The sequence below is a fragment of the Bacillus sp. A01H genome (assembly GCF_045277205.1).
Classification (GTDB): domain Bacteria; phylum Bacillota; class Bacilli; order Bacillales; family Bacillaceae_G; genus Bacillus_A; species Bacillus_A paranthracis.
In genome coordinates this window covers 147,401-171,947 of sequence record NZ_CP117703.1, presented here as the reverse complement: position 1 = coordinate 171,947, position 24,547 = coordinate 147,401, and the positions used below count along the sequence as shown (strand labels likewise).

At 32.6% G+C, this 24,547-nt stretch carries 15 protein-coding genes and 4 pseudogenes; 12 read left to right on the top strand and 7 right to left on the bottom strand.

Going from position 1 to position 24,547, the window contains the following annotated elements:
- Positions 1 to 482: 482 nt before the first annotated feature.
- Positions 483 to 578 (bottom strand): annotated as a pseudogene (locus tag PSR14_RS30235) (RNA-guided endonuclease TnpB family protein); the annotation flags it as partial.
- A gap of 57 nt (positions 579 to 635) precedes the next feature.
- Positions 636 to 1,008: pseudogene (locus PSR14_RS30230) on the bottom strand (DDE-type integrase/transposase/recombinase).
- 231 nt (positions 1,009 to 1,239) lie between these two features.
- Here PSR14_RS30230 and PSR14_RS30225 point away from each other — a divergent pair.
- On the top strand, positions 1,240 to 5,523 hold the full coding sequence (locus PSR14_RS30225; protein WP_392355898.1) for an insecticidal delta-endotoxin Cry8Ea1 family protein: 4,284 nt from the start codon (positions 1,240 to 1,242) through the stop codon (positions 5,521 to 5,523).
- 682 nt (positions 5,524 to 6,205) lie between these two features.
- Here PSR14_RS30225 and PSR14_RS30220 read toward each other — a convergent pair.
- Positions 6,206 to 7,378, bottom strand: coding sequence for a tyrosine-type recombinase/integrase (locus PSR14_RS30220; protein ID WP_392355919.1), 1,173 nt, complete (start codon positions 7,376 to 7,378; stop codon positions 6,206 to 6,208).
- A gap of 400 nt (positions 7,379 to 7,778) precedes the next feature.
- On the opposite strand from PSR14_RS30220, the gene PSR14_RS30215 reads away from it, so the two are divergent.
- The 6 genes and pseudogenes from PSR14_RS30215 (at position 7,779) to PSR14_RS30190 (ending at position 14,679) form a co-directional block, all read left to right on the top strand.
- Positions 7,779 to 8,780 carry a helix-turn-helix domain-containing protein gene (locus tag PSR14_RS30215; protein ID WP_392355897.1) on the top strand — a complete coding sequence of 334 codons (1,002 nt, stop codon included), beginning with the start codon at positions 7,779 to 7,781 and terminating at the stop codon, positions 8,778 to 8,780.
- A gap of 436 nt (positions 8,781 to 9,216) precedes the next feature.
- Positions 9,217 to 9,763: pseudogene (locus tag PSR14_RS30210) on the top strand (IS6 family transposase).
- Between the two features lie 356 nt (positions 9,764 to 10,119).
- Positions 10,120 to 10,518 (top strand): IS200/IS605-like element ISBth16 family transposase, encoded by a 399-nt coding sequence (tnpA, locus tag PSR14_RS30205; RefSeq protein WP_000762752.1) that lies wholly within the window; start codon positions 10,120 to 10,122, stop codon positions 10,516 to 10,518.
- An 11-nt stretch (positions 10,519 to 10,529) separates the two neighbouring features.
- Complete coding sequence (locus PSR14_RS30200) at positions 10,530 to 11,642, top strand: RNA-guided endonuclease TnpB family protein (protein ID WP_392355896.1); 1,113 nt, start codon at positions 10,530 to 10,532, stop codon at positions 11,640 to 11,642.
- Positions 11,643 to 12,219: 577 nt separating this feature from the next.
- Positions 12,220 to 12,381, top strand: a complete 162-nt coding sequence (locus PSR14_RS30195) for a hypothetical protein (protein WP_098213860.1) — start codon at positions 12,220 to 12,222, stop codon at positions 12,379 to 12,381.
- 1,095 nt (positions 12,382 to 13,476) lie between these two features.
- Entirely contained in the window at positions 13,477 to 14,679 is a 1,203-nt protein-coding gene (locus PSR14_RS30190) for a replication initiation protein (RefSeq protein ID WP_098213859.1), read from the top strand.
- A 464-nt stretch (positions 14,680 to 15,143) separates the two neighbouring features.
- Here the strand turns inward: PSR14_RS30190 and PSR14_RS30185 are convergent, their stop codons facing one another.
- On the bottom strand, positions 15,144 to 15,284 hold the full coding sequence (locus PSR14_RS30185; RefSeq protein WP_262727120.1) for a YqbF domain-containing protein: 141 nt from the start codon (positions 15,282 to 15,284) through the stop codon (positions 15,144 to 15,146).
- A 521-nt stretch (positions 15,285 to 15,805) separates the two neighbouring features.
- On the opposite strand from PSR14_RS30185, the gene PSR14_RS30180 reads away from it, so the two are divergent.
- A complete protein-coding gene (locus PSR14_RS30180) occupies positions 15,806 to 15,952 on the top strand; it encodes a hypothetical protein (RefSeq protein ID WP_262727121.1) in 147 nt (48 codons plus the stop codon).
- Between the two features lie 144 nt (positions 15,953 to 16,096).
- On the opposite strand, the gene PSR14_RS30175 is transcribed toward PSR14_RS30180, so the two are convergent.
- A complete protein-coding gene (locus tag PSR14_RS30175; protein WP_098213857.1) occupies positions 16,097 to 16,285 on the bottom strand; it encodes a DUF2187 family protein in 189 nt (62 codons plus the stop codon).
- Between the two features lie 1,464 nt (positions 16,286 to 17,749).
- On the opposite strand from PSR14_RS30175, the gene PSR14_RS30170 reads away from it, so the two are divergent.
- Both PSR14_RS30170 and PSR14_RS30165 read left to right on the top strand, forming a co-directional pair.
- The gene (locus PSR14_RS30170; protein WP_098213856.1) at positions 17,750 to 18,193 is read left to right on the top strand and encodes a hypothetical protein; all 444 of its coding nucleotides are present in this window, start codon (positions 17,750 to 17,752) and stop codon (positions 18,191 to 18,193) included.
- Between the two features lie 859 nt (positions 18,194 to 19,052).
- Positions 19,053 to 19,811: an anthrax toxin lethal factor-related metalloendopeptidase gene (locus PSR14_RS30165; protein WP_270792787.1), complete on the top strand. Its 759-nt coding sequence runs from the start codon at positions 19,053 to 19,055 to the stop codon at positions 19,809 to 19,811.
- 240 nt (positions 19,812 to 20,051) lie between these two features.
- On the opposite strand, the pseudogene PSR14_RS30160 reads toward PSR14_RS30165, so the two are convergent.
- Together PSR14_RS30160 and PSR14_RS30155 are read right to left on the bottom strand one after the other, a co-directional pair.
- Positions 20,052 to 20,378: pseudogene (locus PSR14_RS30160) on the bottom strand (hypothetical protein); the annotation flags it as partial.
- A gap of 224 nt (positions 20,379 to 20,602) precedes the next feature.
- On the bottom strand, positions 20,603 to 22,039 hold the full coding sequence (locus tag PSR14_RS30155) for a helix-turn-helix domain-containing protein (protein ID WP_262727123.1): 1,437 nt from the start codon (positions 22,037 to 22,039) through the stop codon (positions 20,603 to 20,605).
- A 997-nt stretch (positions 22,040 to 23,036) separates the two neighbouring features.
- Here PSR14_RS30155 and tnpA (PSR14_RS30150) point away from each other — a divergent pair.
- Together tnpA (PSR14_RS30150) and PSR14_RS30145 are read left to right on the top strand one after the other, a co-directional pair.
- A complete protein-coding gene (gene tnpA / locus PSR14_RS30150) occupies positions 23,037 to 23,408 on the top strand; it encodes an IS200/IS605 family transposase (protein ID WP_392355895.1) in 372 nt (123 codons plus the stop codon).
- Positions 23,409 to 23,557: 149 nt separating this feature from the next.
- Positions 23,558 to 24,484 carry an RNA-guided endonuclease TnpB family protein gene (locus PSR14_RS30145; protein ID WP_392355894.1) on the top strand — a complete coding sequence of 309 codons (927 nt, stop codon included), beginning with the start codon at positions 23,558 to 23,560 and terminating at the stop codon, positions 24,482 to 24,484.
- Positions 24,485 to 24,547 lie beyond the last annotated feature (63 nt).

The following is a 24,547-nucleotide window of genomic DNA, read 5'->3' as shown; positions in this document are numbered from 1 at the left end:
TAGTATAGATTGCGAGGTGAATAGCATGATTCATATTCTTATTGACGTATGTGATTCTATTATGAGCATACTATAGGCGTTGTAAGTAGTAGCTACATATACTTTAAATCGTACTCATTAGATATTGACTACGATTTAAATAATCTTAGTCGAATAAATCCAATGTGAATCGATTTATTTAGACTACTCTAAAGCATAAGTTTAATATTAAACTTATGCTTTTTCTAATTTTGCCACACATATTTAGTTTCTTTTACAAAAAAGGGGGGTCTTTGATACATCTATATAATTTCTAATGGATATTATTAGCCCCCTATTCCCCATTCATTGAAAGAATAAATAAGCTTCAACCTCATAGCGTCACAGCTAATAAAACATTTTTTACAGATTAAATTAAAAGTATAGCAAACAAGAAAAAGCCATTCTTTGCAGAATGAACTACCCGTCACTTAACGTCCTAACGGACTGTTTGAAGTGGGGGTTTCTCGGTTAATCGTTATTTTTTCATGCAGCTTAGCTACACGGATACGTTGTTTATTCCAACGCCCAGAACCTTTTGTATGTCTTGATAGGGTTCTGGGGCAAATAAAGGATACATTCCAAAAAACAATGAGGATTCCTACCGAAATCATTCTTTACGCTGTCAATCCAAATAATTGATGAATGAATTGTTTTTGAGTTTGAACAGACTGATCCCGCAAATCAATCTGTTCTTTTTTTATCATATGCATGGCTTCTACTCCTGCAAGAATACATGTAGCTGTGCGAAAAGAGTTAAGTCCTAACATAGAGTATATACGTCTTTTCATGAAACGATGGTCTTGCTCTACAATGTGATTTAAATATTTTATCTGCCTGATTGGAATGCCTAACGGCATTTTCCCCTCTTTCTTCCATCATTTCTACCAAATCACGAAAACCGAGATTGTACCGTAGGTACCAGCGCACAGTTAACAAAATAACATCCGACTGATAGCGCTTCCGTTTTAATGAAGTCTCTTTTTTCATACTAAGCACACACCTTTTTAAGAATACTAGCATCAGTATGTCCAAGGTTAAGAGAATATTTACAAGTGTTCTGAAGTTTTTGCACCAGAGCTAAAAAACGGATGTGGCTGCATTTATTTAAAAAATAAGAAACAAAACCCAAACGCACAAATTTTATATGTTTCAGACTCAAAAAAGGGGCATATATTATCTAGAATTTGTTTTTTATTACGAAAAAGGTTGGTGATTTACATGACAAGAATAGAAGACTTATATCCCCGTTCTGATGCTGAATTCCAGGCTGCACGATTAGAGACGGAGGATGCTACGTCTGAATCCCTCTTACAAAACTTAAAAACGGGCATCGAACAAGGGACATATCAACAGGCCATCGACACGATTTTTCAAAATATTTCAAGTGGAACCATTGACTATGTCTCATTTGTAGACAGTACCTTACGATTAGCGCCTATGTCTACACCTGAAACCGGTCTTTTCTCCCCTTTAGTTGGGTTATATTTTTCAGGACTGAACCAAATACCTGCAACGCGTGACGTACAAAGTAATGTGTTTCAAGCGCTGAATCCTCTCATCGCAGATGCACTTGGCAGAGCATTAACTACCGATGAACTTGATCATATGAATGCGGAAGTATCGGGCATACGAGCTACTCTCATCCCGTATCAAACGGCGATGGAGCAGATTCAGAATGTATATGGTGGATTCCAACATATTACGTCTCAGATGCGTCAAGAATTCATGAGTGCTGTCAACAACGTGGATACTATTTTGGCAGATCGTTTGCCGAGTTTACTCTATACGGATCCCGCACAAGCTATGATAGGCCTGCCCTATTTTTGTGGTTTTGCTACCATGCATTTGCAGTTATACAAAGATATGATTATGCACGGTTCTACATGGGATCCTGAACACTATAACGCAGAGGTAATTGGGACGAAAAAAGCCACACTCAAAAAATTCATTCAGCTCTATGCGCAAGAAGCCTACGCAGGATTTACACAAGGGTTATCTTTATTAGGGGGCGATGATTTAAAACCTTCCAATACCGCAACGTTTTCACAACAAAAACAATATATACAATTCCTTACAATTAATGCGTTAGATAAGGCGAGATTGTTCCCCACATTTGATCCGGATCTTTACCCATATGGTCTTACTACAAATATACCGACTAACCATCAATTCGTTTCGCCCATTTTACCAGGATATTGTATGCCTTCCTCATTTCCAAGTGATTTTGATTTTCCTATTTCGGATAGCGGCGTCATACGAAAAGATCCGGAACTTGTTACTATAGAGAGCGATACATCCACAGACAAAACGTACGGTTCTCCTGTATTCCTACAAATGGTAGATAGAAATGGAACGGTTCGAAAGTGGGGAAAGGAAAGTGGATACCGGTATTCGCTTCCACCTATTGACAACTTTGATCCCCTAATTGGATTTGGAGCAGCCGCTGCGGTTCGTTTTGACTCGAATGGCCATCCAAAGTATGATCTCTGTTCTTCCGATTCTATATTTGGCTTCCAATTTCTAACAGATTCTAAACGACTGACGACGTGGTCACGAATCGATCTTCCGGCAGATTTTATGCCTTGGCTTCGTGCGACAAGCGGCTATAAAATTCGAACGCTGTATCCCCTTTACGATTCATCCAAGCCAGCTACTCCTTTTGGGGGATATGTCACAGTGTTAGATCCGTTAGATCCGCCCACATTAGGCTTTCTTGCACCGGATTCGTCTGGAAATCTGTCCGTCATCGGCATTCCATTGGAATCATTTGGGGAACAGCAAGGATGGGTTGTCCCAGAATGGACGACAGGGTCGAATGTGGTACAGCTTCCGCCTGGTCAAACAATTACAGTCCCCATTTTCAATATCATAGAAGGTCAGTATACGATGCGTGTGAATTATGCATGTAACACGAATGTCTCTATGTTAGTAAACATAGAGACAGGTACAGGTAATTCTGTGTTTTCTGACACAGTTTCCTTTTCTGCCACAAATAGCAATGACTTTCCAGGAAAAAATGGTTACTATCGGAATCAATTGATCACAGATACTTTGGATATGGGGACATTTAGTATGACAATTGATCATATCCAGCTAACGAATAAAGGGACGTCCGACATTTTCTTAGATCGCTTGGAGTTTATTCCTGTAGCTTCTGATACCGCACAAACCGGTACGTTTATAGCAAAAGAGATTACAATATCGAATAACCAACCGCCAATTACAATTTATGACGGAGAGACGATTTATAATACTATCCAACTGGTATCATCATTAAACAATATAACATTTCAATTTTATAAAAAAGGATTTCTTGTCGATACAGCTATACCAACAGCCAACACCTCTCTCTCAAAACAAGTCCCAACGGGATTTGATCGCATAGAGGTAACCACTTCTAATCCAAATGGGACGGTTGTAGATATCCTGGCCCGCCTTACGTTGGATAGCACCCTGCCTATTACACGTCAAAAAATTACGTTATCCACTGCAAGTCCCATCACGATTGATATAGATCCGATGAGGGCTTACAATACAGCTAACCTATTCTATGTACCAGAAAATGAATCGGATATCATTGAAGTCGAATGCCAATTTTATCTGAAGGGATCTATAGCAGATACAGTAACTCTCCCTGCATATTACTCAATCACAAAACAAGTCCCAACGGGATTCGACCGCATAGATTTGCAGGTGACATCACTATCTGGTACACCTATAATTGAATTTGAAGGGGCATTGAGTTTTGATTCTTTATTAACTCCTCTTATTTATACTGTAAATCAAACAGTTCGCTTTACTCAGGACTTGCCGGAGGTATATATTAAGGGTAATGGTGATGGTAGTGGCAACTTTGCTGAGTTACAAGCGCCGCCAACAGGCGCCGTACCATCAAGGATATTTCTTTTAAAAAACGGAGCCACAGTGAAATGGTCGGATGATTCGTGGAGACCACTGGTTCTAAATGGTCTAGATTTTGATACGATTTCGTTTCGTGTTGGCGGTCCTGGCCTCGAATACGATGCGGATATTATTGGGACGTACGGAACATCTAGCGCTATTTCTAAATCTCTCATGGAACCAACAGATCTAAATCAAATCACCAAACAAGTCCAGGATTTATTCGCAACTCAAGATCAAACCGCCTTATCTCACGAAATAAATGATTACTGGATTGACCAAGTCGTGCTGAAAGTAGATGCTTTATCCGATGAGGTGTTTGGAAAAGAGAAAAAGGCATTACGAAAAGTAGTCAATACAGCGAAACAACTCAGTAAAGCACGAAATTTACTCATAGGAGGAAGTTTCGATACACTGGATGCATGGAAACTTGGAAAAAAGGTAATCCGAAGAGAAGATGGGGATTTATTTAAAGGGGAACACCTCTTACTTCCACCACCCACTACATTTTCTCCTTCGTATGCGTATCAAAAAATTGACGAAGCCAAATTAAAAGCATATACACGGTATACTGTTTCTGGATTTGTGGCACAAGGAGATCCGTTAGAGGTTGTGGTCTCCCGTTATGGAAAAGAAATCGAAAAAACTCTGCATGTTCCGTATGAAGAGGCGCATCCGATTACGTCGGAACCAACGCCAAACTGTTGCCGGCCAGGAACAGCTTCTTCGTGTAACGGTGAGACACCGGATTCGCATTTCTTCCACTACAACATCGATGTCGGTGCCTTACAAACCGAAGCGAACCTCGGGATTTCATTGGGTCTTCGTATCGGAGAAACAGCGGCAAACACCCTCGGATTGGCTCGCATTGGGAATCTCGAAATACGAGAAGAACGTCCGCTAACAGCGAGTGAAATACGAAAAGTGCAGAAAGTAGAGACGAAATGGAAAAAAGAATGGGAGCAAGAACGTGCAGATGTAACAGCAAAACTGCAACCCGTTATCAATCAAATCAACGCTTTATATGTGAATAACGATTGGAATGGTTTGGTTCGACCGCATATCGTAGAAGCGGACATTCATGCGATTACAATACCAGATTTACCAAAACAAAGACATTGGTTTATGACAGATCGTGAAGGAGAACATCGTTCGATTACCGAGCAAATGCAACAAGCACTGACTCGCGCAATGAATCTGTTAGAGAGTCAAAATCTCATTCACAATGGTAGCTTTACGAATGGAGTAATGAATTGGACGGTAGAGGGAGGCGCAACAGTTCAATTGGTATCAGGAGAAAATAAAGCCTTATTCCTTCCGCATTGGGATTCTAGTGCCGCACAAAACGTTCAAATTACAAATTTTGATGAAGATACAGAATATACACTTCGCGTACGCGGAAAAGGAAAAGGGAAAATTACCCTCCAACATGGAACAACAGGAGAACAGGTAGAAACGATGGTATTTTCTCAAAAAAACATGCAAAAACAAGAACTATCCTATTTGACATTTGAAACGGCAGAGATTGAAATTGAAATTACATCTGAAGATGGTGGATTGACAATTGATAGCATTGAACTGATTGAAATGACGGAAATGTAAATAGAAGGAAAATAAAGGGCAAGGATGTTTGTAGACTACTTGCCCTTTTCTTATCATGCATACTGACAAACTCTCCAATCTAAAACAAAAAAAGAGGATGTGGTTGCAAGAAAAGTCATTCGTAAGGCAACTATTTTTATATTAACTGGCTGCATGTATTCCTAAAATAAAGTTATGATGTAAATAAATGATACCGAAAACCACACGTGAGGATTCCTACGGGGATATTTTTTATACCGTTAATTCAAACAGTTGGTGAATACAGATGATTTTGAACAGGCAGATCACACACCTTTTTCATCCTAATAAACTCTCTTCCTAAAAAAGGTGTGATAATTGTTCTATTGACCAAAATTCTATGATATATTTAAGATGTACATGTAAAATGGTTTACTTTGTCCTGTTCAGGAAACGAACCACCTGTCTGACTATTATAAAGTCTTTGTTTTCGTATCGGGATAGGTGGTTCGAAACAAGGCCTCTTCTTTTGGAAGGGGCCTTGTTTCATTGTATCTAATTCCTGGTCGAATCGGTTCTTTTTTACGTCTAGAGAACCGCCTAAACTGATTTCATCTTTCTTCTGGTTACTATGTAAAAAGAACAGAATGAAATTACTTATTTGGTTAACTAGGTTACTTTAGATGTTCAAGATCCTTCTAGCGAAAAAGAAGCTAGTTTCTGTTCACTTCAACAGCTCTGCAAAAATCATTCCTACATTATTTTGACGCTTCATATATTTCTCTAAATAAATCTTTGTAGTTTGAATATTTTCATGACCAAGAGTTTGCATTAAATGGTATAAATCAGCGTTTCCTTGTTCCACAGCCATAATTGCAAATGCATGCCTAAATGTATGAGCGGTTACTGGATTTTCACGATATTGTAGAAACTCTAAGTTTGTCTTCTTTATCATATCTGTTACCTGATTAGATAGCGTTTTAGGATTATAAAAATCCCCTCTTTGATTTACAAATAAAGGATCCTCAGCTCCTTGATCTAATATGGTTTGAAACCCTCTTTTCCTTCTCATTTCACAGATACACTGATACAAATGTTCTGAAATGAAAAGTTCACGTACCTTTCCACCTTTTCCTATAACTTTTAACCAGTACTTTCCGTCATAGTATAAATCTTTTACTCTTGTCCGACACAATTCCTGAATACGTGCTCCAGTACTAGCTAATGCAAGTAAAATTGTATAGTTTACTAAATGTCCTCGTACTTTATAAAAATCTAAAATTTTTATTACCTCATCATATGACAAATCACGATTAGGTCTATCTTTTTCATTTACATTTGCGCGCTGTAGTTCCTCATGAAGTGGCTGATCAACATAGCCAAATAGGTGAAGATGTTTTAAAAATGAACGAATTAATACTGTTTTTTTCGCAAGCGTTGCAACGCTATAGCTTGAATTTCCCCTGCCATTCTTTACACTTTTTAACCAGTTACTATACTTACGTATATGCCAAGGCTGTAATACTTTCAATAAAGATTCATAACGCTGTACGTCTTCCCCATTTAATTCAAATTCTTCCGCGTTCTGCACCATGCATTGACAAAATGACAAAATTTCAGAAACATAACTCTTTTTCGTATGCTCTTTCCTATTTTTCTTCTCATCCATATCTTTCTGTAAATGGACAAAATGATAGATCACTTCAAGATCATTTAGAAAATCATATTTTCTTTTCCCCTCTTTTTCTGCTTTCTCCATCTTTTGTTCTACAGCATCCATATAACGATTGTTATGTAGGAATAACACAACACCATTCATATCCTCTAAATATGTATTTATAAATCCTTTTTTATAATTTGTAATAGGTAAAACTTCGTTTTTACTTTTACTATCCATAATTTTCATTCACCACTTTTTGCAAATATTATTAAACTATATCTACTTATTAAGTATACTATACCTTTCATTTCCTTTGTAACAATTGTACAAATTAAAAACATTACTCTTTCTATAAGAATAATATATTCTTCTCTATCTAAACATACATATATTTTTTTATAATTTTTTATTAATTATACGTGTAGTTAGATATATATTTCAACTTATTTAACTCAAATAAAACTCTTACATTATAATAACAATCAATGTATATATAAATATCATTTTTTACTATTATTGAATTTACTATTAACTTCGATTTTTATTAGAATTTAAATCAAATTTTATATGTACATAAAAATCTGATATGATACTATGTAGAGTTTATAAATTAGTCGGAATTCGGAGGTATAATTTTATGACACAGGATTTACTATTTATTACAAAGCCTACTGTTACTACAAAAGAAGCGGCTGATTTAATGGGAGTAACCGTACAGACCATATTAAAGAAAGAAAAAGAAGGATTAATAGAATGTGTATACAAAGATAACTGGAAACAATTCGGCAGCAAAATTTTCTATTTAGAAGATATTGAAAAATTAATGGAAAAAGAAGAAGTTAATGGACTAAGTACAAAAGAAGCAGCTGAAATTCTTAATGTAGCACCATCTACTATCTTTACATACATCAAATCTGGAAAATTACCCGCTACAATGGTAGAAAAACGAGGAAAACAAGTATATCTTATCGATGAAGAAGAATTAGAAATTTTTATGCTTGATTATGAAAAAACTAAAACAAAAGAGCGAAAAACATTCATTACCAAGATCTACGATGAAGAGATATGTTTATATCAATTATTAACACATCAACATACCGGAAAAACAGCTAGGGTAATAGAGCTAAATGGAGCAGATGGAAAGATTCTTACAGAGGATGAAGAGATTTTCCCACTATCTACTTATAAAGAACATAATTATTCCTTTGAACCGTTCAAAAAACAACCAGTGATTACAAAACGAGGATATTTATCTTTTTCATTTAAAAAACCTCAATTATTTAATTCTATCACTTACAATCTAATAAACTTATTTTATAAAAAACTTGGTGTCACAAATATGCGATTGACGATTACACAAGATACCATCAAATTAGAAATTAAACCCTTTATTTTACAAGTAAATCCATTGCAATTTCAAGAAGAGATAAAATATTTACATTCTCATATGAAATCTGGTTCAATACTTCCACATGTAGAAGGCATTTACTTTAAAAGTAATGTAGAGCCATTAACTTTTCATGCAGATTATGAATTTAAACAAAAAATAGTGCAAATGGCCACAGATGCTGGTATGGGACAGGAAGAGTTTTTATTACAAGCAATCCAATTTTTCGTGACTGAGAAAGAAACGAATTAGCTAGATAGAAAGTGAAGCTCTGTTCTCCTTTAAAGAGAATATTTAATATGGTGTGTAGATGAGGCTTAGGTTAAAGTCAAAGATAATACCACTTGTCTTTAATTTGAATCTAAGTCTAATTGCGAAGTTTATGAATATAAACCTGACGGAAATATACTATATTCAATTCGACTAACATATTTTATACAAAAAGAAAAAACGCAATCATTACGAAAGCGTTCCTGTTTTTCGTTTATTATTTATAAACAACGGAAAGGGTTTTATGTCCACAATTCTTTTACCATATATCATCGCCGACAAATATTGAGAAAGTTCTACATATGAGGTAGCTAAACCGTAATAAGGGCTCTAGTGCAAAAACTTCAGAACACTTGTAAATACTCTCTTAACCTTGGACATACTGATGCTAGTATTCTTAAAAAGGTGTGTGATTAGTATGAAAAAGGAGACTTCATTCAAATGGAAGCGCTATTATTCGGATGTTATTTTGTTAACTGTGCGTTGGGTCCATCAATATGGGCCGAAGTTAGATAAGCGAATTCGACGTCATCTCAAACAAACGAATGACTTCTGGAGAGTAGATGAAACGTACATAAAAGTAAAAAGACAATGGATGTACCTATATCGTGCCGTTGATTTTGAAGGGAGCACGATTGATTTTTATCTCAGTAAATCTAGAAACCATACAGCTGCAAAGTGATTCTTCAAGAAAGCTTTGCGGTCTTTTTATGTTGCAAAACCTCGTGTAATCACAGTTAATAAAAATCCCGTTAGGCATTCCAATCAGGCAGATAAAATATCGAAATAACATCGTAGAGCAAGACCATCGTTTTATGAAAAGACGTATACACTTTATGTTAGGACTTAGATCTTTTCGCACAGCTACATGTATTTTTGCAGGAGTAGAAGCCATGCATATGATTAAAAAAGAACAGATTGATTTGCGGGATCAGTCTGTTCAAACTCAAAAACAATTCCGGTAGAAATCCTCATTGTTTTTAACTAGAATTGAAAAAACATTGAACATAGTTATTTTGAAACTTTGTGTAACAATGGAACGAATTTCATATTATTATAATATTTTTGTATAATACTCTCTTAAAACAACATACGAGGGCAAAAGAAAAACAGCGAATTTGAGTTGATTTTGTCTAAATCAAAATTAATCAAACGTTTGTTTAACGAATTTCCAGAAAGAATTCTCCTTCCTCAAGCGTGTGAAGGGCGTAGCCCAACGGTAGGTGGGAGATGAATTTCGGTTTGGCGTAGCCAAAAGGTTTTCCTTTTTATTTTGCCTCTGATATCATCAGTCTTATAAATGATAAAGGTTGGTATATAAATGAAATTAGATAGTAATAACCATTCAGTATTCTTGTTGTATTATCACCTTGTGTTGGTCGTGAAATACAGAAGAAATGTGTTTGATGATGATATGTCAGACTATGCAAAAGATATGTTTGTTCGACTATCTGAAAACTATAACATCACATTAGTTGAATGGAATCATGATGTAGATCATGTTCATATTTTGTTCAAGGCACACCCTAATACAGAAATGACAAAATTCATCAATGCTTATAAAAGTGCAAGTTCTCGACTTATTAAAAGAGACTTTCCACAAGTGAAAAAGAAACTTTGGAAAGAGATGTTTTGGTCAAGAAGTTTTTGCTTGCTAACTACTGGTGGTTCGCCAATAGACGTAGTAAAAACATATATTGAAAATCAAAGTGAAAAGTGAGGTGAAATGATATGACAAAGCAGAATAAAGCATATAAATTCCGTTTGTATCCAACAGAAGACCAAGCACATCTTATGCGTAAAACCTTCGGTTGTGTACGTTTCGTGTATAACAGAATGTTAGCTGAACGGAAAGAAGCGTATGAAAAACATAAAAATGATAAGGATCAACTAAAGAAACAAAAGCTTCCCACTCCTGCGAAATACAAAGTAGAATTTGAGTGGTTAAAAGAAGTTGATTCATTAGCTTTGGCAAATGCTCAACTAAACTTGCAAACTGCCTATAAAAATTTCTTTCGTGGTCAAAATGACTTCCCAACATTCAAAAGCAAAAAAGACAGAAAGTCTTATACAACGAATGTAGTGAACGGAAATATTATGTTGCTTAACGGTCATATCAAATTGCCAAAACTGAAAATGGTACGTATCAAACAGCATAGAGAAATACCACAAGGCCATATAATCAAGTCATGTACGATTTCTATGACACCTACTGGTAAATACTATGTGTCCATTTTGACTGAATACGAAAAAGAGATCGTACAAAAAAAAGTAGAAACAGTTGTTGGATTAGACTTTGCGATGGATCAATTATACGTCAGTTCTGAGGATGAGAGAGCCAATTATCCTAAGTTCTATCGTGAAATGTTAGACCGATTAGCAAAGGCTCAACGAGTATTATCAAGACGTACAAAAGGTTCAGGGCGTTGGAATAAACAACGTATCCGTGTAGCTAAGCTGCATGAAAAAGTAGCAAACCAACGTAAGAACTTCCTTCATCATAAGTCTAAAGAGTTAGCTACTCATTTTGATGTTGTAGCTATTGAAGATCTAAATATGAAGGGAATATCGCAAGCACTTCATTTTGGAAAAAGCGTCGCTGATAATGCTTGGGGTATGTTCACTTCTTTCTTAGCTTATAAACTAAATGAACAAGGCAAACAGCTTGTGAAAATAGACAAATGGTTTCCTTCCACAAAAACATGTAGCAGTTGTGGAAATGTGAAAAATATGTCATTGTCTGAACGAGTCTATTCTTGTATATGCGGTGTAAATCTCGATAGAGATTATAACGCAGCTATCAATATCAAAAATGAAGCAATACGCCTATTGGCGTTAGCATAGATAGCAATAAAATAACCCTTGGAACAAGGGAGTTAGCTCGGCTGTCTTAGGACGAATTCGTTAGCTACCAAAAGTAACGACTAACCGAGAAGTCCCCCCTTCAAACAGTCCGTTAGGACGTTAAGTGGCGGGTAGTTCACAAATAGAAATCTGTATGGTTAGCTTACTATATATGTAATAGTAACATTAACGTGTCAAGACGATTCTCTTGACGATATAAACGTTCTCGTCAAATTTCTCAAGTATTAACATGAATACAAGAAGTATAGTAAGAAGAACAAAAAGCAGTAAAACAATAAAAAAATTTTTAAAAGTTTTTACGCAGCATACTTGACGGTGCCTGAAGAAAATTCAATATACATCTCTGGAATATACAGCAGATGTAGAAAGATTTAACAAAAACTTTGAGTAATTATATATAGAAGTATCAGAAATTAAAACGTTTAATGGCGAATCACAATTGATCAGATGCAATAATATAAAAAAGTTTGGTACTTAGTAATGTATTAAAATGGTTTAGTTTACCAAAAATAAGCGAGAAGGGTATTTTCTTATTTTGCAAAAAGGAGGAGGAAAAATGAATGTATTACAAAATAAATTATGTGATAAGCATAAGCAATATAAACGCATAAAAAAGAAAAAAAAACAGGGGAATTTCAGCATGCGTGATATTGAAGATTTAATGGGACTCCACAGACCACGTTATGAACGTAGACGTGGTGCATTAAGACAAAAATAGTACAAAAAGATTCTCTGAGAGATAAAAAATAACCATAAGATCTAAACTGATATGATATAAAAAGCAGATAGAATGTAGAAATTTTAATGAAAACTATATATAAGTAGTATAAAAAATCAGTGAATGAGTTATCTTACGAGAAATCGGAAAGGGTGTTCGAATATTCGGAATCTAAAACGAATTATGTCCGTGTTCCTGTTTTTTCTAATACTTTGATGGAAAGGAAGATTTCGTCACAAGTTTTGAAAAAACTAAGCAGTTTTATACACTATAGATAGTTATCGTTTAAGCAATTTTGAATAATTGCTATATTTCTTGGTATGTTGAAAAAGAGAAGTCCAAAATCTGACTTCTCTTTTGTTTGTATATAGCATGAATCATTGAGTTTCCTCTTTTCTTAATGTACGTGAAGCGTGGTAAAAAATTTGAAAAATATACTATCTTTTGGCATGTCAATAATCTTGTTCGATGAGATTATTGATATATTTAATTGTATAATGTTTTGTATATCAATAAAATCGATTTTTTGCACCCGATCCCTTAAAGGTATGTGGCTATTATTATGTGAAAATTGGAGAGTGATTTTTAAAAATAGCAATTTGAATCATTGAATTGGATAAAAATTTAAATGTATTGGAATTTTTGTTCGTATTTTTTAGTGGTTATTCAAGATTTAGGAATAAATAAGATAAATTCCCAAGAACAAAAGTAATACAATTATATTTAAATTTCTTATTAATATATAAAACAAGCAAATATAATATTATATGTTTGTTTGTTTTATATATTATTGTTTTTATGTTTTTTATGTTTATATGTTTTAAGAAGATATAAACCGTTGGTATATACAGGTTTATATCTTCTTAATATAACAAAAATGGTTTTAAAGATAACAAATCTGGTTCTAAGCATAACAGAAGTGGTTTGAACTATAACGAATTTGGTTGCTTTAATATAACAAAAATGGTTTTAAAGGTAACAAATCTGGTTCTAAGCATAACAGAAGTGGTTATTAAAAATTAACTATAACAAAATAGGTATATTTGTTATAGTTATTGTAGCAATAAAGTTAGAAAAGAAAGGACGTATTTAGATATGTCTCTAAAGCAGGATTTGCAAATAAAAGAGAATAACATTGTTTCGAAGTCTAATACTTTAATTGAAGCTAACTCACGCTTAAATCTAGTGGAACAAAAGATGCTACTTTGCTTAGCAAGTAATATTGAACCAAGTGATCGGGATTTTAAAACATATACATTTCCAATTAAACAATTTCATGATTTACTTGGTTTGAGTGGATCAACAAAATATACTGAGTTAAGTAAAATTACAAAGGAATTAGTGTCTAAAGTAATTGAAATTAAGATAGGAGAAGAGTTAATTCAATTATCTTGGCTTTCTTCGGCAATTTATAATAAAAATAAAGGGACAATTGATTTGCGTTTTGACCCTTTATTGAAACCATTCTTATTAGAATTAAGTAGTAAATTTACAAGTTATAAATTGGCTAATGTTGTGAAATTAAAAAGTACATACGCAATCCGAATTTATGAGTTATTAAAACAATATGAACATATAAAAGAGCGGACAATTAGTCTCGAAAATCTAAGATATTACTTAGATGCAATTGATGTATACCCTAATTATGCTAATTTTAAACAACGAGTGTTAAATCCTTCTCAAAAAGAGTTACATCAAAAGACTGATATATCTTTTAATTTTGAAGAAATTAAGCTAGGTAGGAGAGTACAAAAAATCAAATTTATTATACGTAGCCAAAAAAGAAAGGATACAGGTTTAGCTCATTTTGAAAAAAAATTAGGTGAATTTCAACAGCCAAATACATTTGAACAGAAAATTAAACGTTTTGAAGAGCGGTGCAAAGGTAGAGTATATCCTGCAGTATTAGAAAAATGGAAAAAACATGAGGAACTGATATTAGAAATTATAGATGATATACGCTTCCGCGCAGATATAGATTCACCAATTGGTTATGTAGAATATATGCTTAATTCTCGACTGAGAGAACTATCTGAAGCAGAAATGTTAAAAGAAGATATTCAAGGGAGTTTAACTAACACTACATTCGAAATGGATAATATTATAGATTCAGTAATAGCTAAATACTCAAAATCTACAGGTGCTGTAGCTACATTCTTAGTAAAGGATACGGCTATTGATGAATTAACAAAAATCTGTACATTAGAAGAAGCAGAAGCGTTTTGGAATAAAAAGGAGGCATTTGTTATGGATAGTATTTATGAATACATAAATAAGAATAGAAAAAAAAGAGTATGACATACTTTATTCATCATATAATTAAAAATTTTTCACTGAATTTATCTATAATGACTGAATTTAGGTATATCGTCATATGCAGTAAATTTTTTATATATAAATACAATGATTCACACTAAGAAGACGCGATACGTGTTAATGGGATTCCCTTGATGGGTTAGAGTTGATACAACTCATGTGAAAAATGGGAACATCCATATCATTATTTTTAAATAAATGTTTGATTTCGCCAGCCTTTGCACGAAAATAGGTGGATTTGCTATTTTAATGTACCTGAGAACTAAAATTTTTAGATAACTGTTTTATGAACAAATAAGTATAAGATTAATCTGTCCAAATGATTAAAAAATATATAACAAATCAGTTAACAAAAGCTAACTACCCAGTAAACCTGAGAAATTGTAGAGCAACTTGAATTGTAGATTATAAAAAATACAGATATAATTATTGTATCTATTTTCTAATTATTCTTCACGTACCTGAAACCAATCGTTTTTTCGTAGATATTGATATTCACGTTTTGTAATCTTACATTCTTTGTGTAACAGAAAACGATGATCAAATGTATAATAAGATGTACCCTTTATCAAAGTTGCATAATACATACAGCAACAGTCCTTTTCATAAAAGTATATAAATAAAACGGAAAGGTAGATTGTACAGCCTATCCTCTTTCTACTAGGATAACTAATTATTTGGTTGTTTATACCATTTTCCGCATAGAACGTAAAACAATGTATATATATGTCGTGTTCAACTGATTCTTTATATAAAAGACAAAAAGATGGTTCTTGGATGCCCTTTGGGTTACGAAATATTACTGTTTATTCTACATATAAACCATTAGGTGTATTTCAAGTCAATATAGGGGTGTTTCTGTTTCTCTAATTTATTGTATGTATCTTTCGAAAAATTTTTCTGATGTTCAAAATAATTATTCCGAACATCAGAAAAAATGCTTATATAGCAAAAATGAATAAATAAATTAGTTGTAATAACCAAACATTCTTGCTATTAATTCATTTAAAATGCTCAAATTCCATTTTAAGAAGCTTTTAAACGTTTCAGATAGGAAAAGTGAACGAATTACTTACTATTCGTTTATGCAGGTTCTAGGAGGTTTTAAATGGAAGTAGTGTTTTTCGCGGGTACAGTGAAATTCAATATACACTTTATGTTCTTTATTTCTACTGATCGTGCTCTGAATCCGTGGAAGAGGGATTATTTTTGGATTCATCTATCTTCAGTAATCTTACCAATTTATATTTTTTAACACTGTGTGTTACGATGCCTCATAATTAAACATAACGGTTAGTAATTGAGTTTCATATCCCGAAACAAGAAGCATCAATGCCATTGAGAAGTATTATTTTTTTAAACGAAACTAGCTTATTTTTATACATAAAAAGTCTCTCAGTTATTTATTCTTGTTTACACAAAGTCGATATTTTTTATGATTTACAACAGTTCTATCGTATGGAAAATCGCTACCACTAACGGTGACAATTTCAACTAGTGTGGATCGCTCATATTTTTTTAGCACGATACCAGTAATCTCCATACCATTTCTTTCAAATACGATTGCGTCCCCTATTTTTGCCTGCATAATAAACCTCCTTTCAATTTATACATGTGTATATAATAAATCGAGCCTCTCTTCTTGTAAACATACTCTTAATTTTTAAAATTAAAAATCCGGATACATGTTACCAAAAAATAAGATAACCTATATGTAGGTTATTTATATTGAACATTGTAAAACACGTTATGTTAAATACCAGAATAAGTTTTATAAACAAATTATGCTTCGCTTGTTACCATAAAGAAAAATAGGAGATTAATGCAAAAGAAACAAGAATTTAAATTATAAATATACAAGAACAGCATTACTGTAGATATGAATATCTATTCGGATCCTATTAACATTGCATCGAAATTTATGAAAGGGGGAAAAGTGTATCAGTTTGGAAAACATTTGTCTGATGTGGAAAATGTGAGAAAAAAGAATGCAGAATGGAAATGGAATTAATTATCTGAGGATACAGTTACAATGTTAGCATACATTATTTTTGCAAATCTGACATTTTTCATTGAGCTTCATGCCAGTGTTTTTATTGCAGAAAGTAAACTTAATTCAATAAAAACATAAGTGGTATTCTAGCAAAAACAAGCCAAAACCTGAGCTTAGGTTTCAGCTTCACAACATATAATGCATGCAAACTTAGGTATTCTTTTTTATAGTGATTGTTCCGATAGTATTAAATTTATCATTACGCTACAAGGAACAAGTTAGCTCATTACAACCTATAATTTTTATGGCATCACTATTTCTACATTACATGAATCTCATACCTTAAGAGTATTGTCTGTTTCTTTGTATTAAATAAAAAATTATAAAAAGGTGACAATGATAGTGTGTTTACTATATTTTTTACAGTCTTCATGTGAGTATTAACACCTTGTATATTCCATCTCTGTACCATCCGTAATTTGTATATATTAGGGATTAAAATGATCTGATTTTAGGTCCAAAGTCATGTATTGATACACTTGCTTTAGAAATGTATGGGCTTGTTCGTTATTTGTGTACATTGTAATAAACATAAGATATTTTACTACAGGCCTAAATAATTTAAAAATAAAACACAGATTAAAATTTGGATGAAGTGGCATCGTGAAGGTGAACCGTATCGTTTTAGCCGCCCTGTAAGAGAACAAAGTACGCTATAAAAAGTTAGTGATGAAGGCATTACCAAAATAGATAAACTTCAGATAGAGAGTCGGAAATTTAAAATGTAAATAAACATAAAAAAGTGTCCCGAAATCGAGAAAAGTTGGTTGAAAAAATATTTGTAAAATTAGAACAAGATACTTTGTATGATAAATCACTTTCAATACGGACATCGAAAAGGTACGGTTTTAAGGTCGTATGTGTACTAAACTGGCTTAAATATAATTATACACGTATTTTAATGGGGTTAATATTCTGATTTTTCAATTTGTTTTTTCTCAACATTTAAATTAGAATAAATTTATAGTCTAAAATTAACAAAGAAAGGATACAATAGCAATGAAAATAAGTTTATGTTCTTTATTAGAAGAATTGTTTCAAGAGTATGAGCAACATCATTCTCGTATGTATTTTGTTTTCAAAAAAATAGAAAAACAATATACTTTTACTGATGTAAACCAAACATTATTACAAGCTGTTCGGCAACAAAAATCAGATTTCGTAGGAAGAAATCTAGATACTGCACCACATCTGGGGGACGAAGCAACAAGGGAGAAATTGAAAAATATTTATCTAGTAGCCTGGTCAGGAAAAAAAATATTTTTCCCCTGGATTCCAAATCGTAATATGGATATATTTATGATCATTTATCTGGAACCGCAATATGAAAAAGAGAACGTGATACAGGTGATAGGCCGTTGTGCTTCCTTTGATAAAAATGAATTTCGAGATAAAACTAAATATTTCGATGGGTTTGTCGCTTTGGAAGCATCACCCGAATAATGAACAATTTGTATCCCTCCATACAAAATATGTCAGCTGCATATTTATGAAGTCATGGCATTTAATGTAACTTTCTCAATAATTTTTTTGCACATATGCTCAAATACATAATAGATAAGAATTATATATTTGCCAGTATGTAAAAAGATGTTATTAATATTAAAATAGTTATTAAGTCTAATAAAAGAATTATCGGATATGTTCTTCTTTTGCAACAATGCTTGTTTATCCCAAACCCATAACTATGTTGCTACTTAATTATTTAGAAAGTACAGAAGTTTTTAGATAGATTAGGATAAGATTAAAAACTAATACAAACACCAAACAGAAAAAGGTGCTCATAGGAGACCTTTTTTGTTTGGTGAATTATATTAATATTCTATCTCTCAATTTGTTTTTTTCTTTTACATTAATTGTAATCTTGTAAATACCCGATTACACTGTATATGGTAATGTTGGCTACCAAAAATGGTAGTGACTTTTTCTAGAATAAAGACACCCCCTTTCATGCCATTATTTGTTAATTGAATAAAATCTATTTGTATTAATTTGGATCCCTATTTATTTTTAAATTATTTCGACATCAAAGATAAATCACGAGTCTACTTAATAAGCAAAAATCTTGATATGAATGTCAACACATTTGTAGAAATGTTTATCCGTTTACAAAATCTAGAAAAATAGATAGTCTATTTACTAGATTTTGTAATCAGAATTCTTCGTACTGTGTTTTGAAAAAAGATCTCCTTACTTTCGTAATTTTTGCGATGAAATTTACTATAAATTCACTTTTTCACCAATATCCGAAATTCATCATATAATATTATAGAAATTATTTTTTTTTAAGGAATGAATAACTATGAATTTCAAAAAAATACTCTTAGTGATAGTATGTTGCTCATTAAGTCTAATGTCATCCAAAATAAATGGAAACGTTCAAGAACAACGTCCTATCATTTCACATGAAAATATAATCTATCCACTGGCTGCCTCTCCCACCTCTTTTACAAACATATTTCCGAACTCTCTAGAATTGTATAATTCATCTAACATGAATATTGCTCAACAACTCATTATGATTCAAACCTACGGTAATTACAATCAGCAAGAAGCCTTTAATATGATTCAACGTATTAGCAACATTGATAGTAAAATTTTAGATGCTCTTTACCAAAAAAATATTCGTATTAAACTCATTAATTTTCCTATTACTTATTTGCCTGAATATTCTTATTTAAAAGGACGAGTTCCTAGAGGGTGGGAAGGGACAGGTTATACCTGGGACTACATTCCTGGTATTGGTGGAAATCCTGTAGTTGCTCGCATTGGATACAGTGCTTACGGCAATATGCATACTTCTATAAATCTTGAAATACATGAAACGGCTCATGCTATCGATAGATATGTATTCCAAAACATTAGTTACTCACAAGAGTTTTTAAGAATTCATGCTCGTGAATACAATTCTTTTTCTAATAGTTCTTATTATTATTATCCAGAGGAATATTTTGCTGAAGCTTATGCATATTACTATCTAAATAGCTCTACCCATGAATTTTTGAAAATACGTGCTCCTTATACCTACCAGTTCATTGGCAATCTCCCACTTCGTTTATAACCATATACATTCATATGGATAACACACACTCTCTTTTTCAAATAAGTCATGCCATTTCATTGAAGTGACCCCCGAAAGTTAGACAGGTCGTTTCATTAGGCAGCCTCTAGGGTATGAGCCCGGCATTGTACGAGGGCACTGAAAAACTTGCGTTTTTTATAAATAAATTCATTATAGAGAAAAATAGGGCGCTTCCTGTTCAATTTTGAACAGGAAACGCCTTGTTTTTTTATCTATTTATTACTCTTTTTCATTCAGAAGCTTCAAGGTTCTTTTTAGATTGACAGTGAATATCGTCGTTGCTCCCTGAATTTGCATGCCAAATAAACCTGCATCTTTATTAAAGTCAAATTCTTTTCCGTTTGCTCGGCCATTTTGAGCAATCATTGGATTTAACTTAGAAATCAGTTGAATGCTTTGTTCTGTTGTATAAAGTAAATTGTTTTTCCCGGAATAAGCCGTGTCAGCGATGACTGTTTCAACTTCCATTCCTGTTACTTTACTTTTTTTAATCAGTTCTTGTAGATAATGTCCATCTGACTTTTCACCTGTTGTAACGACCGCTGCTGCAAATTCGTTCTACATTAAAACCATCTTGCTTACTTTCAAAATTTTCGCAACACATACCAGTGAATATATGGAAATACTACAAAGAGCACTGTATAGCGCTAGAAAAAACTGCGAATGTGATTGAAAAACTTTTCTCATCATAAAAAATCCTACGATAGTATAATAAATCAATCACAATATATAAATTTTCTTTTATAAGACTTCAAACCATTTAATTACTCCTAGAGTAGCCTTGAGATTTCTTCCAAATCTCTTTGGGTTGGAAAATCTAAAATAGAGATTATAGGAACTACATTCTTTGTATCTATAATTGTGGTATCTGTAATAACACATGCTATGTTTTTATTCGTTAAATATTTTTCTAATACATTCCATTCGGGAGAACTTAAATATTCTAAATGTTTATTAAAATAAGAATTTAAAAAGGAAGTTAAATATCGTTCCCAACTCTCCCCACCATTCAGGAATAGAATTATTTTTTTTCTAATTTCAGTTTTTTGCATCTTAATAGATTCAATGTGCATTGTTAAATCTGCAATAGAATTCTCGCTTACATGATGTTCTAGGGATAAATCTTTAACCCATGTTGAGATAATATTAGTTACAATATTAAAAGTTTTGTTATGAGTATTTTTCATATATATTGTAGTAGGTTTGCTGACGCTTTTATCTATAAATTTTGTTGATGTGTATACATGGGGTTTTAGTATACACATCACTGAAGAAATAAATTTTGTATCATAGCGTAATGGGATATGAAATTTCTCTTCTAATAACAGAATAAGTTTATGTAAGTTATTATATAAACTTTGATTATCTTTTTGAGATAAATAATCCCGTTTAATAATTTCTTTTTTTACATAATAATAATCAGCGTGGTTTATTATAGCCATACTAATTATTATTATATCTTCATTGCATATTTTAATATTATAGTCTTTAAAAATCCGACTTATAATAGGTTCAATCTTCACATAAGTTGATTCTTTTTTTACATTCTTTATAAATCTCTCTTCTAATGGAATGTGAAATTTTTTTGCTTTTCGAATTAAATACAAAGCGATAAAAACAGAAAGGTTTTTATTACTTTCTTTATAAAATTTAATACTCAAAGTACTTTCTATTTCTTGTAAAATTTTTTTAAACATGCATTGTTTAAAGGTTTTAAAAGGCCATTCATAATAATCATATGCTTTTAAATATAACTCATAATACATCAAAATAATATGTAATTCATCACCTTCGATACGTAGGGGTCTTTTTTTTAATGTTAATTTATGTTGTTTTAAATATTGATCGATATCCATTAATATTGATCGCATTTTTGTATTTTGTATATACAGATTATAAGAAAGTTCTTCTACAGTATGAATGTTTTGGGTTAGCATAGCATTCAAAGTCTTGAAAAATAAGGAATTTTTAAAACATAAAGTTTGGATACATTTTATTGATGAATTTAAAGGTTTCCTTAAAAAAACACCCTTATTTTTTACAAATTCAATCTTCCAACCTTCAGGTAGATATTCTTTAATTTGCAAAATATCTCTTTGAATCGTTTTGGTGGAACATTCTAATTTTTTTGCTAATTCCTTTGTAGTAAAATATTTTTTTTCAGAATATATAAGTTCTATTAATTTGTATTGTCGTTTTAAAAACATGATGTATATGCTTGTTGTTATTTAACCAACATCCTCCTTGTATATATAATATTTAATCTGTTTTTAGCTTCACCCCCCTCTAATGAAAGGTCTGTAATAATTGTGGGTCTGTGATAATAGTTTTTGAGAATTGGATTTAAATTAATCCTTATGGGGTTGAAACAAATCACCAATTTACAAAAATCTATTTCAATATGAATAAAATAGATGCCGCTAATATTTGTATCATCATTAGTTATTTATGTTGTGACTAGAATTAGATATCTTTTTTAAAAGAAAATCAGTCTGTAACACTTCAGTAAATAAAAAATGTATTATAAAAGTGTTAACTTTTTCTTTTGCTAAATTACAAACATTATATTTTTCAGTAAAACCAAGGTTAAAAAAGATAACCAACATTCTTAGATAGGAACTTATTTGTATAAACTATTAATATATCAATTTGAATTCTACCTTAATTATTTCTTTTCTTCTTTTAAATTATGTCCTTTGACTTCGGACGTATATAACGGAATATAAAGCATTTTTATATTCCGTTATGAATTTTCATAAAATTCGTAATTCGATTCTGTTACAAAGTAAAAGAATCACACATTCTTTCAAAATACAGTACGTCGAAAAGATAAAATTTAGATATTGATTATATAGGATTCAAATAGTCATGCTCCTCTTCAAAGTACTTGAAGTATGATCCAAAATTTAGCGAAATACTTGTTCGTAAAGTGGATTATGATTTTAGAGTAAAATAATTAAGTCACACCTTTTTATACAAAATAAGCAAGTTAGGATTTATAGTTTCTACTTATATATCGAGATTCTAAATCTCTACTTTACAGCCCTTTCCGAACGGGAAAGCCCATCGCCTTGAGGCATGAGCTGAAAGTGAGGTTGGATACGGAGTACCACTGAAAATCGAAAGGTTTGTGGTACTTTAAGTATCTAAAATGTTGGTATCTTTTGTGTTGTAGTTTGAAAGTCGAACTGATACGATGTGAAGATGATAAATGATTATAGAAGAACCAAAACAACTGTGTCATTAATTAACTACTATTTTGTGTTTTGCCCGCGATACAGAAGAAAGATTTTTCTTAACACAAAAGTAGAAGAACGTTTCAAAGAGTTGGTTCAAGAAATATGCGGAGAAATGGATGTTGCTATTGTCGCAATGGAATGCGACAAAGACCACGTTCACTTGTTCTTACATACACTACCAACACTTAGTCCTGCTGACACAATGGCAAAAATTAAAGGAGTGACATCGAAGTGTTTGAGAGGAGAGTTTCCTCATCTTCAACACTTGCCAAGTCTATGGACACGTTCCTATTTTGTTTCTACTGCTGGAAATGTATCGACTGAGACAATTAAATAGTATGTTGAAAATCAAAAGACGAGGGGGTGAAAATTGTGTCACAAACAATCACAGTCAAAGTTAAATTGCTTCCAACAAAAGAACAAATTCAGTTATTAGAATAAAGTAGTTACGAGTATATCAAAGTCATTCATACACTTGTATCTGAAATGGCTGAAGCGAACCTTCCAAGCGCAGTGAAGAACCAAGCAATTAAAGACGCTAAAAGTGTGTTTTCTACAAAGGTGAAAAAACGTAAATACAAAGTTATTCCGATTTTAAAGAGACCTGTTTGTGTATGGAACAATCAAAACGATTCGTTTGATTTCACGCACATTCCAGTTCCACCCATGGTAAATGGAAAATCAACTCGCTTAAAAGTTCGTGCTTTATTAACTGATAAATATAATCGCAATTTTAATTTGTTAAAACACAAGTTAGGTACACTTCGTATCACGAAGAAATCTAATAAGTGGATTGCTCAAATATCTGTCACGATTCCTACAAATAAAAAAACAGGCACGAAGATTTTAGGGGTAGATTTAGGTCTTAAAGTCCCTGCGGTAGCCATCACAGACGATGATAAAGTTCGTTTCTTCGGCAATGGTAGACAAAATAAATATATGAAACGTAAGTTTCGTAGTGTTCGTAAGAAGTTAGATGAAAATAAGAATTTAAATGCCATTCGACAACTTGATGATAAAGAACAAAGATGGATGCAAGACCAAGACCACAAAGTAAGTCGTGAAATCGTTGACTTTGCAACCGAGAATAACATTTCTGTTATTCGTTTAGAACAACTAACGAATATTAGACAGACGGCAAGAACAAGTTGTAAAAACGAGAAAAATCTACACACTTGGTCATTCTATCGTTTAGCACAATTCATTGAATACAAAGCGAATTTAGTTGGTATGAAGGTAGAATATGTGAACCCTGCTTATACAAGTCAAACATGTCCGAAATGTTCTGAAACGAACAAAGCACAAGACAGAAAATACAAGTGCCGATGTGGATTTGAGAAGCATCGTGATATTGTTGGGGCGATGAATATTCGCTACGCAACTGTGATGGATGGTAACGGTCAATCAGCCTAAGATGCCCTCATCTCGAAGTCTGTTCAAAACAGAAATGGACTGCGAACGTTTAGTCATTCAAGA

Coding starts and splice junctions, on each gene's coding strand:
- PSR14_RS30185 (WP_262727120.1), bottom strand. CDS start 15,284: ATGTATTATGCAACTTTGATAAAGGGTACATCTTATTATACATTTGAT.
- tnpA (WP_392355895.1), top strand. CDS start 23,037: ATGATAAATGATTATAGAAGAACCAAAACAACTGTGTCATTAATTAAC.
- PSR14_RS30165 (WP_270792787.1), top strand. CDS start 19,053: ATGAATTTCAAAAAAATACTCTTAGTGATAGTATGTTGCTCATTAAGT.
- PSR14_RS30190 (WP_098213859.1), top strand. CDS start 13,477: ATGTCTCTAAAGCAGGATTTGCAAATAAAAGAGAATAACATTGTTTCG.
- PSR14_RS30170 (WP_098213856.1), top strand. CDS start 17,750: ATGAAAATAAGTTTATGTTCTTTATTAGAAGAATTGTTTCAAGAGTAT.
- PSR14_RS30225 (WP_392355898.1), top strand. CDS start 1,240: ATGACAAGAATAGAAGACTTATATCCCCGTTCTGATGCTGAATTCCAG.
- tnpA (WP_000762752.1), top strand. CDS start 10,120: ATGAAATTAGATAGTAATAACCATTCAGTATTCTTGTTGTATTATCAC.
- PSR14_RS30155 (WP_262727123.1), bottom strand. CDS start 22,039: ATGTTTTTAAAACGACAATACAAATTAATAGAACTTATATATTCTGAA.
- PSR14_RS30145 (WP_392355894.1), top strand. CDS start 23,558: ATGGCTGAAGCGAACCTTCCAAGCGCAGTGAAGAACCAAGCAATTAAA.
- PSR14_RS30200 (WP_392355896.1), top strand. CDS start 10,530: ATGACAAAGCAGAATAAAGCATATAAATTCCGTTTGTATCCAACAGAA.
- PSR14_RS30175 (WP_098213857.1), bottom strand. CDS start 16,285: ATGCAGGCAAAAATAGGGGACGCAATCGTATTTGAAAGAAATGGTATG.
- PSR14_RS30180 (WP_262727121.1), top strand. CDS start 15,806: ATGGAAGTAGTGTTTTTCGCGGGTACAGTGAAATTCAATATACACTTT.
- PSR14_RS30195 (WP_098213860.1), top strand. CDS start 12,220: ATGAATGTATTACAAAATAAATTATGTGATAAGCATAAGCAATATAAA.
- PSR14_RS30220 (WP_392355919.1), bottom strand. CDS start 7,378: ATGGATAGTAAAAGTAAAAACGAAGTTTTACCTATTACAAATTATAAA.
- PSR14_RS30215 (WP_392355897.1), top strand. CDS start 7,779: ATGACACAGGATTTACTATTTATTACAAAGCCTACTGTTACTACAAAA.